12 protein-coding genes are annotated in these 14,703 nt (G+C 72.1%); 5 read left to right on the top strand and 7 right to left on the bottom strand.

All coding sequences use genetic code 11. The features are described 5' to 3' along the window. Positions 1–217: 217 nt before the first annotated feature. Entirely contained in the window at positions 218–1,123 is a 906-nt protein-coding gene (locus tag ACFYO9_RS13520; protein WP_355813824.1) for a TIGR01777 family oxidoreductase, read from the bottom strand. A 120-nt stretch (positions 1,124–1,243) separates the two neighbouring features. Between ACFYO9_RS13520 and ACFYO9_RS13515 the strand changes: the two genes are divergently transcribed. Together ACFYO9_RS13515 and ACFYO9_RS13510 are read left to right on the top strand one after the other, a co-directional pair. Then, a complete protein-coding gene (locus ACFYO9_RS13515) occupies positions 1,244–1,732 on the top strand; it encodes a GNAT family N-acetyltransferase (protein WP_358772939.1) in 489 nt (162 codons plus the stop codon). 167 nt (positions 1,733–1,899) lie between these two features. Beyond that, positions 1,900–3,075: a PP2C family protein-serine/threonine phosphatase gene (locus ACFYO9_RS13510; RefSeq protein WP_358772938.1), complete on the top strand. Its 1,176-nt coding sequence runs from the start codon at positions 1,900–1,902 to the stop codon at positions 3,073–3,075. A 28-nt stretch (positions 3,076–3,103) separates the two neighbouring features. Here the strand turns inward: ACFYO9_RS13510 and ACFYO9_RS13505 are convergent, their stop codons facing one another. Beyond that, positions 3,104–3,736, bottom strand: coding sequence for a TetR family transcriptional regulator (locus tag ACFYO9_RS13505; protein WP_358772936.1), 633 nt, complete (start codon positions 3,734–3,736; stop codon positions 3,104–3,106). Between the two features lie 167 nt (positions 3,737–3,903). Between ACFYO9_RS13505 and ACFYO9_RS13500 the strand changes: the two genes are divergently transcribed. After that, a complete protein-coding gene (locus tag ACFYO9_RS13500) occupies positions 3,904–4,713 on the top strand; it encodes an SDR family NAD(P)-dependent oxidoreductase (protein WP_355813813.1) in 810 nt (269 codons plus the stop codon). A gap of 31 nt (positions 4,714–4,744) precedes the next feature. On the opposite strand, the gene ACFYO9_RS13495 is transcribed toward ACFYO9_RS13500, so the two are convergent. Continuing rightward, complete coding sequence (locus tag ACFYO9_RS13495) at positions 4,745–5,266, bottom strand: DUF4240 domain-containing protein (RefSeq protein WP_358773305.1); 522 nt, start codon at positions 5,264–5,266, stop codon at positions 4,745–4,747. Positions 5,267–5,400: 134 nt separating this feature from the next. On the opposite strand from ACFYO9_RS13495, the gene ACFYO9_RS13490 reads away from it, so the two are divergent. Further along, positions 5,401–6,357, top strand: coding sequence for an SDR family oxidoreductase (locus ACFYO9_RS13490; RefSeq protein WP_358772934.1), 957 nt, complete (start codon positions 5,401–5,403; stop codon positions 6,355–6,357). Positions 6,358–6,392: 35 nt separating this feature from the next. After that, positions 6,393–7,367, top strand: coding sequence for a WYL domain-containing protein (locus ACFYO9_RS13485; protein ID WP_358772932.1), 975 nt, complete (start codon positions 6,393–6,395; stop codon positions 7,365–7,367). Positions 7,368–7,431: 64 nt separating this feature from the next. Here the strand turns inward: ACFYO9_RS13485 and aceE are convergent, their stop codons facing one another. The 4 genes from aceE to lpdA form a co-directional block, all read right to left on the bottom strand. Next, a complete protein-coding gene (gene aceE / locus ACFYO9_RS13480; RefSeq protein WP_358704607.1) occupies positions 7,432–10,137 on the bottom strand; it encodes a pyruvate dehydrogenase (acetyl-transferring), homodimeric type in 2,706 nt (901 codons plus the stop codon). Between the two features lie 275 nt (positions 10,138–10,412). After that, entirely contained in the window at positions 10,413–11,036 is a 624-nt protein-coding gene (locus ACFYO9_RS13475) for a GntR family transcriptional regulator (RefSeq protein WP_355813802.1), read from the bottom strand. A gap of 138 nt (positions 11,037–11,174) precedes the next feature. Continuing rightward, a complete protein-coding gene (gene sucB, locus ACFYO9_RS13470) occupies positions 11,175–12,980 on the bottom strand; it encodes a 2-oxoglutarate dehydrogenase, E2 component, dihydrolipoamide succinyltransferase (RefSeq protein ID WP_358772931.1) in 1,806 nt (601 codons plus the stop codon). A gap of 60 nt (positions 12,981–13,040) precedes the next feature. Continuing rightward, positions 13,041–14,429, bottom strand: coding sequence for a dihydrolipoyl dehydrogenase (lpdA, locus tag ACFYO9_RS13465; RefSeq protein ID WP_355813796.1), 1,389 nt, complete (start codon positions 14,427–14,429; stop codon positions 13,041–13,043). Positions 14,430–14,703 lie beyond the last annotated feature (274 nt).

Here is a 14,703-nt window from a genome sequence, read left to right as displayed (position 1 = left end):
TGGAATACCCGAGTTCGGCACGAGGGTAGGAGCGGTTCCGGTCCGGGGCAGTCGCGCACGCACCGGGCACGGGCGCACGCGGGTCGCACGGCGGGAAGCCACCGGAACGCGGGAGGCCGCTTCGTGGCGGGGCGCACGCTCCGTGGCGGAGGCACACGCCGGGACCGCGCCCGGGACCCCGGACCGCGCCCGCCACTGCACCCGACCCCGGCTCACCTCACCTCAGCGCCGCCCTGATCGCCTCGTCGATGCCGGGGAAGGTGAAGCTGAAGCCGGACTCCAGGAGGCGGGCCGGCCGGACGCGCTGGCTGCCCAGGACGTCACCCGCCATCTCCCCGAGCACCAGGCGCAGCGCGGGCGCGGGGGCCGGGAAGAGCGTCGGGCGGTGCAGCACGCGGCCCATCGCGGCCGTCACCTCGCGGTTGGTGAGCGGGTCGGGGGCCGTGAGGTTGACCGGGCCGGACAGCGACTCCGTGTCGATGAGGTGCCGCACCGCCGCCACCTCGTCGTACAGCGAGATCCAGCTCCAGAACTGCCGGCCGTCGCCGAGGCGCCCGCCGAGACCCGCCTTGAAGAGCGGGAAGAGGCGCCCCCAGGCCCCGCCCTCGCGGCCGATCACCAGGCCGTTGCGGGCCAGCACGGTACGGATTCCGGCGTCCCGCGCGGGCGCGGTCGCCTCCTCCCACTCCACGCACAGCGCCGGCAGGAAGCCCCGGCCCGCGGGGGCGCTCTCGTCCACGGCGCGCGTCCCGGTGTCCCCGTAGTAGCCGATGGCGCTGGAGTTCACGAAGACCCGCGGCGGCTCGTCGAGGGACGTCATCGCCGTGACGAGCGCCCGCGTGCCAAGGACCCGGCTGTCCCGCAGCTCCCGCTTGTACGCGGCCGTCCAGCGGTGGTCGCCGATGCCCGCGCCCGCGAGGTTCACGACCGCGGTGCAGCCGGCGAGGCCGGCCGTGTCGACGTACCCCTTCCGGGGGTCCCAGCGCACCTCGTCGGCCCCGCGGGGCTCTCTGCGCACCAGGCGCACCACCTCGTGCCCGTCGGCGGCCAGGGAGCGCGTGAGCGCCGTACCGATGAGCCCGGAGGAGCCGGCCACGGCGACGCGTGCCTGTGTGGTTTCCATGGGGCCATCCTGCCCCGCGGGCCCCGGAAGGTGCCCGTGCCGCCGCGCGGGCTCGGGGAGAGGTGTCCGCGCCGTGAAACGGGGGGTCGTCCGGTGCCCCGGCCGCCGTACAGTGGCGCCATGTCGGACATGCACATACGTACCGCCAGGCCCGAGGACGACGACGAGCTCGCGCGCCTCGACCGCGCCACCTGGTCCACGCTGCACGCGGTCCAGCCGCGCCCCGAGCCGCCGTACGAGCCCTTCTTCAACGACCGCTTCGGGCCCCACGACCACCTGGTCGCGGTCCTCGACGAGCGGATCGTCGGCTACGTGAAACTCGGCTTCCCCACCCCGCTGCTGGTCAACGCGCATGTGCGGCAGATCCAGGGCTTCGCCGTCGCCGAGGAGGTGCGCGGCCGGGGGGTCGGCCGGGCGCTGATCCGGGCGGCCATGGACGAGGCGCGCCGGCAGGGTGCGGTGCGCATCACGCTGCGCGTCCTCGGGCACAACGCGCCGGCGCGCAAGCTGTACGAGTCGGAGGGGTTCGTCGTCGAGGGGGTGCTGCCCGGCGAGTTCCTGCTCGACGGTGCGTACGTCGACGACGTCATGATGGGCCGCCTCCTCTGACCGCGTAGCCCTCTCCCCGCCACCTTTCCTGCCGTCCCGCCTCCTTTTCCTGCCTTCCTGCCTTCCTGCCTGCAACGACTTTCACCGGGCGTGGCGCCTTCCGGCGTGCCGCACCCGACGGACCGGCCCGGGGTGCGGGGTCGCCGAGCGCGTAGGAGCGTGAAGAGATGATCAGGGCTGCGGCCAGACGGCGCGACGCGGACCAGCGGGACTGGCTGCTGCGTGGGACGCCACCTCCGCGCTGGGTGCGCTGGCCCCCGCCGTTGCTGCTCGTCGCGATCTTCCTGGTCCAGCTGGTCACCCCGAAGACGGTCGACCTCAGCTTCCTGATCGCGGCCGTGCCGCCGCTGGCCGCGCTCTCCTACGGGCCCGGCGCGACCGCGGTGCTGGGCGGCGCGGTGGTCGGGCTGCTGTCCCTGCCGGACCTCGGCCTCGGCAGGCCGGGCAACAGCGACGAGCTGACGATCACCTTCATCGCGCTGCTCAGCGTGGTCTTCGCGTGGGTGCGCAGCCGCCGCGAGACGCAGCTCGTGACGGTCCGTACGGTGGCCGAGGCGGCCCAGTTCGCGGTGCTGCCCCCGCTGCCGGAGTGGGTGGGCCGGGTGCGGTGCGCGGGCCTGTACGAGGCGGCGCAGCACGAGTCGCTGGTGGGCGGCGACTTCTTCGACGTACGAAGGGGACCGGACGGCGTCCGCGCCCTGGTCGGCGATGTGCAGGGGCACGGGCTCGCGGCGGTCGGCACGGTCGCCGCGCTGCTCGGGGCGTTCCGCGAGGCGGTCCTCGACAAGGCGGACCTGGTGGGGGTCGCGGCCCAGCTGGACCGCAGGCTCGTGGTGGACTCGGCGGGGCAGGAGCACGCGGAGCTGTTCGCGACGGCGATGCTCCTGGAGTTCCCGGACGACGCCTCTGTCGTCCGCGTGGTCTCCTGCGGGCACCCGCCGCCACTGGTCCTGCGCGGCTCGCAGGTCGGCGAGCTGGACGTGGAGGCGGGCGCGCCGCTCGGCCTCGGCATCGCGGGGGTGGCCCCGCCGGAGCAGCTGACGGTGCCGCTGCTCGCCGGCGACCTGCTGCTCGGCCTGACGGACGGGGTGAGCGAGGCGCGGGACGCGACCGGCACGTTCTACCCCTTGACCGACCGCCTCACCGGCCTCCTCAAAACGGACCCGGCCCTCCTGGACGACCCGGGCGCCCTGGCGGAACACCTGTGGAAGGACGTCGTGGCCTACGCGGGCCGGATACGGGACGACGTGACGGTGATGGTCTTCGCACCGGGGCCGTGCGGGGGGCCGGGGCGGCCGGATGGGTTGCTGGGGAGTGGTCCGGGTGGCGACGGCGGTTCTTGAGGAGGGCGGCGGCCACCTCCCTCCCCCCTCAGGTCAGCAGCTCCATGCCGCCCGTGAGTTCCCGCAGGCACCGGGTCGCCAGGGCCGCCGGGGAGTCCGGGCCCCGTACATCGGCGTCCGTCTCCGCCCACGTCTCCAGGGCCAGCCGGATCGCGTCCGTCGCCGCGGCGGCCGCGAGGCGGACCGGCAGCGTACCCGCGTCCTCGCCCGCGAGCTCCGCGACGACCGGGCGGAGCTTGTCCTCCGACTCCTGGTTCACGCGGTACCAGACCGCCCGTAGCGCCGGGTCGTCCGCGGCCGCGCGGAGCAACCCGCGGGTCTGCCGGAGCCCCGCCGCGGCGGCCTCGTCCGGCGCGTCGAGCACCTGCGCCACCGCGCTCCGCAGCGCCCCCGCCAGATCCGCGCCCGGCTCGCTCGCGGCCAGCAGCGCCCGCCACCGGTCCCCGCCGACGGCGAGCAGCGGGCCCACCGCGTCCTGCTTGCCGCGGAAGTACCGGTAGAAGGTGCGCAGGGCGACCCCGGCCCGGTCCGCGATGGCCTCGGCCGTGGTGCCGTCCGTCCCGTGCGCCGTGAACAGCTCGGCCGCGGCGTGCGCGATCTCCAGCTGGGTGGCCTGCTTGCGGCGCTCCGTGAGGGTGAGGGGGCGGGTGCGGGTGTCCATTCTGCGCAGTCTAGGCCGGGGTACGTCAGGTAGGCATGAACGGCCATGCTGGCACAACATGCCACCCAGGCGTACCGTGGCACGCGACAGCCCACCCCGTACGGCGACAGCACACCCCGTACGGACCCCGTACGCACCCCGTACCGCCCCGAGAGCCGGAGAACGCCATGCAGAGCCCCGCACCGACCACCCCGAACCGCTACGAAGGGCGCCGCGCCCTCGTCACCGGGGGCGGCTCCGGCATCGGACAGGCCACCGTCCTGCGCCTGCTCGCCGAGGGCGGCCACGTCGTCGCCGCCGACGTCAGCGAGGACGGCCTCGCCGACACCCTCGCCAAGGCGGGCGCCGCCGCGCACCGCCTCACCACCCTCGTCGTGGACATCGCCGACGAGGCCTCCGTCCGCGCGGGCGTCGCCGCCGCCACCGCCGCGCTCGGCGGGCTCGACGTCCTGGTCAACGCCGCCGGCATCCTGCGCTCCTCGCACACCCACGAGACCACCCTGGCGGCCTTCAACCAGGTCGTCGCCGTCAACCTCACCGGCACCTTCCTGATGATCCGCGAGGCCATCCCGGCGCTGCTTGAGGGCAACGGTCCCGCCGTGGTCAACTTCAGCTCCACGTCCGCGGTGTTCGCCCACCCGTACATGGCCGCCTACGCGGCGAGCAAGGGCGGCATCCAGTCCATGACGCACGCCCTCGCCGCCGAGTACGGCAAGCAGGGCATCCGTTTCACCGCCGTGCAGCCCGGCTCCATCTCCTCCGGCATGACCGACGGCTCCGGCGCCAGCAGGCGCAGCGTCGGCCCCGGCCTGCCCGCGGACGCCGACATGAGCCTCTTCGTGAAGCTCGCGCCCGCGCTCGGCCAGGGCTTCGCGGGCCCCGAGACCGTCGCGTCCGTCGTGGCGATGCTCGCCTCGGACGACGGCCGCTTCATCACCGGCACCGAGATACGCGTCGACGGCGGCACCCACTTCTGAGCCGCGGGACGGCTCCCGCGCGGGCGCCGGGTCACTCCGCCATGAAGCGCTCCCACAGCTTCGGATAGCTCTGCGCCAGCACCGCCTCGTCCTCGAAGTCGAGCGGCGTGCCCTCCGGTTCCGCCGGGGCCGCCGGGATGCCGAGGTCGGGCGCGACGTCGCCGGTGAGCTGCTCGTACGCCTCGTCCGCCGCGTAGCCGAGCTCCTCGCCGTCGCCGTCCAGCTCCTCGTCGAAGTCGTCCAGGAGCTCGGCGAGCGCGTCCGGATCGTGCACGGCGCCCTCGAAGACCTCCCGGCCCTGCCCGATCAGCCAACACCGGAAGTAGTCGAAGGCGTCGTCGCTCGCGCCGCCGAGCAGCACCCAGGCCGCGCCCCACAGATCCCAGCGGTAGGCGCGGTTGTAGCGCGCCTCGAAGTGACGGGCGAAGTCGAGGACGGAGTCCGGGTCGGACTGCAGCAGTCTCTCGACGAGCAGCTCGGCGTGGTCCTCGGGGTCGCCGCCGGCGGCCTCGCGGGTGCTGTCCACGATCTCCCAGAACTCCGTCTCGTCCATCACGCGTCCAGCATCGGTCCTGGAGGGTGGGGGCGCACGCGGAGTGCGCCGGAATGCGGCTGTCTCGTTATCCGTGCACATGCCCGGGGAAAATCCGACAGGAGATGTCGGCTTTTGTTGGAAGCGTCAAGAACATGGACGCCAAGAGCCCGAACGCCGATAGCCCGAACACCGAGCAGCCCCTGACCGGAAAGATCGCCCTCGTCGCGGGCGCCACCCGCGGCGCCGGCCGCGCCATGGCCGTGGAGCTCGGCCGCGCCGGCGCCACCGTGTACGTGACCGGCAGGACCACCCGCGCGCACGTCAGCGAGACCGGCCGCAGCGCCGAGACCATCGAGGAGACCGCCGAACTGGTCGACGCCGCGGGCGGCCGGGGCGTCGCCGTGCCCACCGACCACCTGGAACCCGCCCAGGTCGAGGCCCTCGTGGCACGCATCGACCGCGAGCGGGGCCGCCTGGACATCCTCGTCAACGACATCTGGGGCGGCGACCTGCACGTCGAGTGGGACAAGAAGATGTGGGAGCACGACCTCGACAAGGGGCTGCGCATCCTGCGCCTCGGCATCGAGACCCACATCGTCACCAGCCGGTACGCGCTGCCGCTGCTCATCAGGAACCCCGGCGGCCTGGTCGTCGAGGTCACCGACGGGACGGCCGCGTACAACGGCCCCAACTACCGCAAGCCCTTCTACTACGACCTCGCCAAGGCCGCCCCGCTGCGCATGGCGCGCGGCCTCGCCGAGGAGCTCGCCGAGTACGGCTGCACGGCGCTCTGTCTGACCCCCGGCTGGCTGCGCTCCGAGGCGATGCTCGACACGTACTTCAAGGTGACCGAGGAGAACTGGCGCGCGGGCACCGCGCAGAACCCGCACTTCGCGATCTCCGAGACGCCGGCGTTCGTGGGCCGCGCGCTCGTCGCGCTCGCCGCCGACCCGGACGTGGCCCGGCACAACGGCGCCTCGCTCTCCAGCGGGGGACTGGCGAAGGAGTACGGCTTCACCGACGTCGACGGCTCCGCGCCGGACGCCTGGCGCTACCTCACCGAGGTCGACCAGGAGAGCCCGACCGCCGACGTCACCGGCTACCGATAGGACGGACCCGGGCCGCCGGAGCGCATCATGGGCGCATGCGCGCTGCCCGCCTCATCAAGATGGTGCTCCTGCTCCAGGCCCGGCCGTCGATGACCGCCGCCGAGCTCGCCGCCGAACTGGAGGTCTCCGAGCGGACCATCACCCGGGACGCGCAGGCCCTCTCGGAGGCCGGCGTCCCGGTCTACGCGGACCGGGGGCGGGCCGGCGGCTACCGGCTCGTCGGCGGGTACCGCACCCGGCTGACCGGGCTCGGGCGCAGCGAGGCCGAGGCACTCTTCCTCTCCGGGGTGCCGGGCGCACTGCGTGAGATGGGTCTGGAGGACGCGGCATCGGCGGCACGCCTGAAGGTGTCGGCGGCGCTGATGCCCTCGCTCCGCGACGCCTCGCAGAACGCGTCGCAGCGGTTCCACCTGGACGCGCCGGGGTGGTTCAAGGACATCCCCGCGCCGGAGCTGCTGCCCCCGCTGGCCGACGCGGTCTGGGACGACCGGCGCGTCACCGCCCGCTACCGGCGCGAGAACGCCGAGGTGGCGCGGGAGTTGGAGCCGTACGGGCTCGTGCTCAAGGCCGGCGTCTGGTACCTGTGCGCGCGGGTGCCCGAGGCGTCGGACGCGTTCCGCGTCTACCGCGTCGACCGCTTCACCGCCGTCGAGGCCTGTGCGGAACGCTTCGTACGCGACGAGGAGTTCGACCTGCCGGGCTTCTGGGACGAGCGTGCCGAGCAGTTCGCCCGCGCGATCCTGCGCGCCGAGGTCGTGGTGCGCCTCTCCGAGGCGGGCGTCCGCCACCTCCCGTACGCGGTCGACGCCGTCTCCGTACGAGAGTCCCTGGCGGCGGCGGACCCCCCGGACGACCAGGGTCGCGTGACGGTGACGCTCCCGGTGGAGAACGAAACGGTGGCCTACACCCAGCTCATGGCCTTGGGCCCGGAAGCGGAAATCCTCTCCCCACCGTCTCTGCGGGCACGCTTCACGGAGGCGTCCAGGCGGATGGCCGCCCGCTACCGGTGACGGGAACGGGCCCCCGTCCGCTCCCGGCGAGGGAGTGGACGGGGGCCCGCATCAGGCCGAAGGGCTACAGCCCGTACTTGGCGCGCGCTTCCTTGACCGCCGAGGCAGGAACCTCGCCGCGGCGGGCGAGCTGCGCCAGCGAGGCGACGACGATCGACTCCGCGTCGATGCCGAAGTGGCGCCGCGCCGCGTCCCGCGTGTCGGAGAGGCCGAAGCCGTCCGCACCGAGCGAGGAGTAGTCCTGCTCGACCCACTGCGCGATCTGGTCGGGGACCTGACGCATGTAGTCGGAGACGGCGAGCACGGGGCCCTGCGCGCCCTCAAGTGCCTGGCGCACGTAGGGAATCCGCTCCTCGCCGCGCAGGAGGGCCTCGTCGGCCTCCAGGGCGTCACGGCGCAGCTCGGTCCAGGAGGTCGCGGACCACACGTCGGCGGCCACGCCCCACTCCTCGGCGAGCATCTTCTGGGCCGCGAGGGTCCAGTGGATGGCCGTACCCGAACCGATCAGCTGGATGCGCGAGGCGTTGGCGGCCGGGGAAAGACCCGCCGACTCCGCCGTGTTGAAGCGGTACAGGCCCTTGACGATGCCCTCGTCGACCCCCGCGGGCTTCGCGGGCTGCGGCATCGGCTCGTTGTAGACGGTGAGGTAGTAGAAGACGTTCTGGTCCTCACCCGGGGCGGCCTCGCCGTACATGCGGCGCAGGCCCTCCTTGACGATCGCGGCGATCTCGTAGGCGAACGCCGGGTCGTAGGAGAGCGCGGCCGGGTTGGTCGCGGCGATCACCGGCGAGTGGCCGTCCGCGTGCTGCAGACCCTCACCCGTCAGCGTCGTGCGGCCCGCCGTGGCGCCGACCAGGAAGCCGCGGCCGAGCTGGTCGCCGAGCTGCCACATCTGGTCGGCCGTGCGCTGCCAGCCGAACATCGAGTAGAAGATGTAGAACGGGATCATCGCTTCGCCGTGCGTCGCGTACGACGACGACGCGGCGATGAAGTCCGCCATGGAACCGGCCTCGGTGATCCCCTCGTTGAGGATCTGGCCGTCCTTGGCCTCCTTGTAGTACATCAGCTGGTCGCGGTCGACCGGCTCGTACGTCTGGCCCTTCGGCGAGTAGATGCCGAGCGAGGGGAAGAGCGACTCCATGCCGAAGGTGCGCGCCTCGTCGGGGACGATCGGCACCCAGCGCTTGCCGGTCTGCTTGTCGCGTACGAGATCCTTGACCAGGCGTACGAACGCCATGGTCGTCGCCACCGACTGCGAGCCCGAGCCCTTGTCGAAGGAGGCGAAGGTCTTGTCCGCGGCGGCCGGCAGCGGCGCGAGCGGCTGCGTGCGGCGGGCCGGGGCCGGGCCGCCGAGCGCAGCACGGCGCTCCTGGAGGTAGCGGACCTCGGGGGAGTCGGTGCCCGGGTGGCCGTAGGGCACCTGGCCGTCGACGAAGTCGCTGTCCGGGATGGGCAGTTCGAGCAGGTCGCGCATGTCCTTGAACTCGTCCACCGTGAGCTTCTTCATCTGGTGGTTGGCGTTCTTGGACTCGAAGCCCTTGCCGAGGGTGAATCCCTTGACCGTCTGCGCGAGGATCACCGTCGGCGCGCCCGTGTGGGTCAGCGCCGCACGGTAGGCCGCGTAGACCTTGCGGGCCTCGTGGCCGCCGCGCGAGAGGTGGAAACACTCGCTGATCTTGTCGTCGCTCAGCAGCTTGCCCAGCTCGACGAGGGCGGGCTCGGCACCGAAGAAGTGCTCGCGGATGTAGGCGGCGTCACGCGTCGCGTACGTCTGGAACTGCGCGTCCGGCACCTCGCGGAGGCGACGGACCAGGGCGCCCGTGGTGTCGAGCTGGAACAGCTCGTCCCAGGCGTTGCCCCACAGGACCTTGATGACGTTCCAGCCGGCGCCGCGGAACTGCGCCTCCAGCTCCTGGACCACACGGAAGTTGGCGCGGACCGGGCCGTCGAGACGCTGCAGGTTGCAGTTGATGACGTACGTGAGGTTGTCGAGACCCTCACGCGCGGCCAGGGCGAGGGCCGCCGTCGACTCGGGCTCGTCCATCTCGCCGTCACCGAGGAACGCCCACACGTGCGAGGCGGAGACGTCCTTGATGCCGCGGTTGGTGAGGTACCGGTTGAAGCGCGCCTGGTAGATGGCGGAGAGCGGACCGAGCCCCATGGAGACGGTCGGGAACTCCCACAGCCAGGGCAGGCGGCGCGGATGCGGGTAGGAGGGCAGGCCGTTGCCGCCGGCCTCCTGGCGGAAGTTGTCGAGCTGCGCCTCGTTCAGGCGGCCGTCGAGGAAGGCGCGGGCGTAGATGCCGGGGGAGGCGTGACCCTGGATGTAGAGCTGGTCACCGGAGCCGGGGGCTTCCTGGGATTCCTTGCCCTTGAAGAAGTGGTTGAAGCCCGTCTCGTACAGCCAGGCCGCGGACGCGAAGGTCGCGATGTGGCCGCCGACGCCGTGCTTGGAGCCGCGGGTCACCATCGCGGCCGCGTTCCAGCGGTTCCACGCGGTGATCTTCCGCTCCATCTCCTCATCGCCGTCGACAGCCGGCTCGGCGGAGGTGGGGATGGTGTTGACGTAGTCCGTCTCGAGGAGCTTGGGCAGCGCCAGGCCCGCGCCCTCGGCGCGCTCCAGCGTGCGGCGCATCAGGTACGCGGCACGGTGCGGCCCGGCCGCCTCGGTGACGGCGTCCAGGGAGGCCTGCCATTCGGCGGTCTCCTCGGGGTCGCGGTCCGGGAGCTGGTCGAGCTCGCTCGGCTGGATTGCGGAGGGGTCGGTCATGTCGCCGCCTTCCTGAGTCGGAGGGGGTCCCCTGTTCGGTAAGGGGTGGGGGTGCCCGGTACTTGGCAGGACAGGGCGTGAAGCTCTGGTGAGAGCCCGTCGGAGACTCTAACTCCGTGATCGATGATCGATCAAAGGGTTGAAGGAGAAAAACCCTCCACAACGAGAAAGTAGGCATCCGGTGCCAGTAAAGCGGGCACGCGGTGCCTTTGATTTAAAGGTTTATGCAGGTGAGAGCACGTTTGGCGGCAGTGCGCCACGGATGAGCGTGGAGGTCACGGACGCGGTGCGCAGCCCAGCACATGCGACTTGACCAGCTCGGCGATGGCGGGATCCCGGCGCCGGAACGCGGAGACCAGGGCCTCGTGCTCCTCCGCGTACGACTGCTGGACCGTGCCGAGCCAGCGGATGGAGAGCGCCGTGAAGACCTCGATGCCGAGCCCCTCCCAGGTGTGCAGGAGGACGGAGTTGTCCGCGGCCCGCACCAGCTCCCGGTGGAAGCCGACGGTGTGCCGCACCTGAGCGGTGCCGTCGGCCGCCCGGTCCGCCTCGTAGAGCGCCGCGACGTGCGGCTCCAGGGCCGTGCAGTCCTCGGCAAGACGCTCCGCCGCCAGCTCGGCGGCGATGGCCTCCAGGCCCGCCCGCACGGGGTAGCTCTCCTCCAGGTCGGCGGCGGAGAGATTGCGAACGCGTACGCCCTTGTTGGGCGCCGACTCGATCAGCCGCAGCGTCTCCAGCTCCCGCAGCGCCTCCCGCACGGGCGTCTGCGAGACCTCCAGCTCGACGGCGATCCGGCGCTCCACGATCCGCTCGCCCGGCTTCCAGCGCCCGCTGACGATCCCCTCCACGATGTGCTCGCGGATCTGTTCGCGCAGCGAGTGAACGACGGGCGCGGTCATGTGGGCTCCTCAGGCAGGGGCAGGCAGGCGCCCCAGGGCGTGGTGACCCCTAGACAATACGGCGACGCCCCCGTCCGGATAACTCCGGACGGGGGCGTACGCGCTGATGAGACGAGTGTTACAACGCCTCCTCGATGCCTACAGGCCGAGCTCGACCTCGAACTCGCCGGCCTCCAGGATCGCCTTGACCGCGGTCAGGTAGCGGGCGGCGTCCGCGCCGTCCACCAGACGGTGGTCGTAGGAGAGCGACAGGTACGTCATGTCACGGACGGCGATGGTCTCGCCGAGGTCCGGGTGGTTGATGACGACCGGGCGCTTCACCGTGGCACCGATGCCGAGGATCGCGGCCTGGTTCGGCGGCACGATGACCGTGTCGAACAGGGCGCCGCGCGAACCGGTGTTGGAGATCGTGAAGGTGGCGCCGGACATGTCGTCCGGGGTGAGGCCACCGCCACGGGCCTTGCCGGCCAGCTCGGCGGTCTTCTTCGAGATGCCGGCGATGTTCAGGTCGCCCGCACCCTTGATGACCGGCGTCATCAGACCCTTCTCGGCGTCCACGGCGATGCCGATGTTCTCCGAGTCGAAGTACGTGATGGTGCCTTCGTCGTCGTTGATCCGGGCGTTGACGACCGGGTGGGCCTTCAGCGCCTGGGCGGCGGCCTTGACGAAGAACGGCATCGGCGAGAGCTTGACGCCCTCGCGGGCCGCGAAGGAGTCCTTCGCCTTGGCGCGCAGCTTCATCAGCTTGGTGATGTCGACCTCGACGACCGAGGTCAGCTGGGCCTGCGAGTGCAGGGCCTTCATCATGTTGTCGCCGATGACCTTGCGCATGCGGGTCATCTTGACCGTCTGGCCACGCAGCGGCGAGGCCTCCAGGGCCGGAGCCTTCGAGGCGGCCGGGGCGGCGGCGGCCGGGGCCGGCGCCGACTTCTTGGCCTCGGCGGCGGCGATGACGTCCTGCTTGCGGATACGGCCGCCGACGCCGGTGCCCTTGACCTCGGAGAGGTTCACGCCGTTCTCGGACGCGAGCTTACGGACCAGCGGGGTCACGTAGGCGCCGTCGTCGGCCGGGGTGGACTGCGCCGGGGCGGCGGGCGCGGCCGGGGCCGGCTGGGCCGGAGCCGGCTGCGCGGGGGCCGGGGCGGCAGCGGCGGGCTTGGCCGAGGCGGCCGGAGCCTGCGCGGGGGCGGCGGGCTGCGCGGGAGCCGGGGCGGCCTCCTGCTTCGGCGCCTCCTGCTTGGGGGCCTCCTGCTTGGGGGCCTCCTGCTTCGGGGCCTCCTGCGCGGGGGCGGCCGGGGCCTCCTCCTTGACCGGGGCCGGGGCGGCACCGGGCGCGCCGATGACGGCGAGCTTGGCGCCGACCTCGGCGGTCTCGTCCTCACCGACGACGATCTCGAGCAGCACGCCCGCGACCGGCGAGGGAATCTCGGTGTCGACCTTGTCCGTCGAGACCTCCAGGAGGGGCTCGTCGGCCGCGACCTCCTCGCCGACCTCCTTCAGCCAACGGGTGACGGTGCCCTCGGTGACGGACTCGCCGAGCGCGGGCAGGGTGACCTCGGTGCCCTCGGCGGAACCGCCGGACGGGGCGGGGGCGGCGGGCGCCTCGGCCTGGGCCGGGGCCTCCTGCTGCTGGGGGGCCTCCTCCTGCGCGGGGGCGGCCGGGGCCTCCTCCTGCGCCGGGGCGGCCGAGCCGCCCGCGTCGCCGGAGCCGTCGTCGATGACGGCGAGCTCGGCGCCGACCTCGACCGTCTCGTCCTCGGCGACCTTGATGGAGGCCAGGATGCCGGCGGCAGGGGAGGGGATCTCGGTGTCGACCTTGTCGGTCGACACCTCGAGCAGCGGCTCGTCGGCCTCGACGCGCTCGCCCTCGGCCTTCAGCCAACGGGTGACAGTGCCCTCGGTGACGCTCTCGCCGAGCGCCGGAAGGGATACGGAAACCGCCATGGTTTCAGGTGCTCCTTACAGAATTGCGGAAGTCTTGGTCGTCGCGCCCGATGACTGAGATCAGTCGTGGGAGTGCAGCGGCTTGCCCGCCAGGGCGAGGTGGGCCTCGCCGAGCGCCTCGTTCTGCGTCGGGTGGGCGTGGATGAGCTGGGCGACCTCGGCCGGCAGCGCCTCCCAGTTGTAGATCAGCTGGGCCTCGCCGACCTGCTCGCCCATGCGGTCGCCCACCATGTGGACGCCCACCACGGCACCGTCCTTGACCTGGACGAGCTTGATCTCGCCCGCGGTCTTGAGGATCTTGCTCTTGCCGTTGCCCGCGAGGTTGTACTTGAGGGCGACGACCTTGTCCGCGCCGTAGATCTCCTTGGCCTTGGCCTCGGTGATGCCCACGGAGGCGACCTCGGGGTGGCAGTACGTCACCCGGGGCACGCCGTCGTAGTCGACCGGCACCGGCTTGAGGCCGGCCAGGCGCTCCGCCACCAGCATGCCCTCGGCGAAGCCGACGTGCGCGAGCTGGAGGGTCGGCACCAGGTCGCCCACGGCCGAGACGGTCGGGACGTTGGTCTGCATGTACTCGTCGACGAGGACGTAGCCGCGGTCCATCGCGATGCCCTGCTCCTCGTACCCGAGGCCCTGCGAGACCGGGCCGCGGCCGATGGCGACCAGGAGGACCTCGGCCTCGAAGGTCTTGCCGTCGGCGAGGGTCACGCGGACGCCGTCCTGCGTGTACTCGGCCTTCTCGAAGAACGTGCCGAGGTTGAACTTGATGCCGCGCTTGCGGAACGCGCGCTCAAGAAGCTTGGAGCTGTTCTCGTCCTCGACCGGGACGAGGTGCTTGAGGCCCTCGATGACCGTGACGTCGGCCCCGAAGGACTTCCACGCGGACGCGAACTCGACGCCGATGACGCCGCCGCCCAGGATGATCGCGGACTTCGGCACGCGGTCCAGGGTCAGGCCGTGGTCCGAGGAGATGATGCGGTTGCCGTCGATCTCCAGGCCCGGCAGCGACTTCGGCACGGAGCCGGTCGCGAGCAGGACGTGACGGCCCTGGACACGCTGACCGTTCACGTCGACCGAGGTCGGCGAGGAGAGCTTGCCCTCACCCTCGATGTACGTCACCTTGCGGGAGGCCACGAGGCCCTGCAGGCCCTTGTAGAGGCCCGAGATCACGTCGTCCTTGTACTTGTGGACGGCCGCCATGTCGATGCCCTCGAAGGTGGCCTTCACGCCGAACTGGTCGGCCTCACGCGCCTGGTCGGCGATCTCGCCGGCGTGCAGCAGCGCCTTCGTGGGGATGCAGCCGTTGTGCAGGCAGGTGCCGCCGAGCTTGTTCTTCTCGATCAGTGCGACGTCCAGGCCCAGCTGCGCTCCGCGCAGCGCCGCGGCGTAACCGCCGCTGCCGCCGCCGAGGATCACTAGGTCGAAAACAGTGCTGGCGTCGTTCGCCACGTCACGTCCTCCATGCATGTGCGCCGTACGCCGGACCCCTGTTCTCGGGGGACGACCGGTCGGTCGGCTGGTATTCGGCCGCTCTTTTTTCGGCCCTGTGGTGGGGGCCCTGTCCTGCCGAGAACCCATCTTCGCACTTGTCGGCGGGAGACGGGACGCCGGGCCGGGCCGTGAGACGTCGGAGCCACCGCCCCGGCGGGTTTGTGCCCCGTACGGACGTACGGATTTCGTCGAGGGCGAAATCGGGCGGGGCCCCGGACGCGTGAAGCGCCCG

This window comes from Streptomyces sp. NPDC005863, from assembly GCF_042871345.1.
GTDB lineage: Bacteria > Actinomycetota > Actinomycetes > Streptomycetales > Streptomycetaceae > Streptomyces.
Note: the sequence above shows the minus strand (reverse complement) of the source record. Positions and strands in the feature narration are given on the sequence as shown.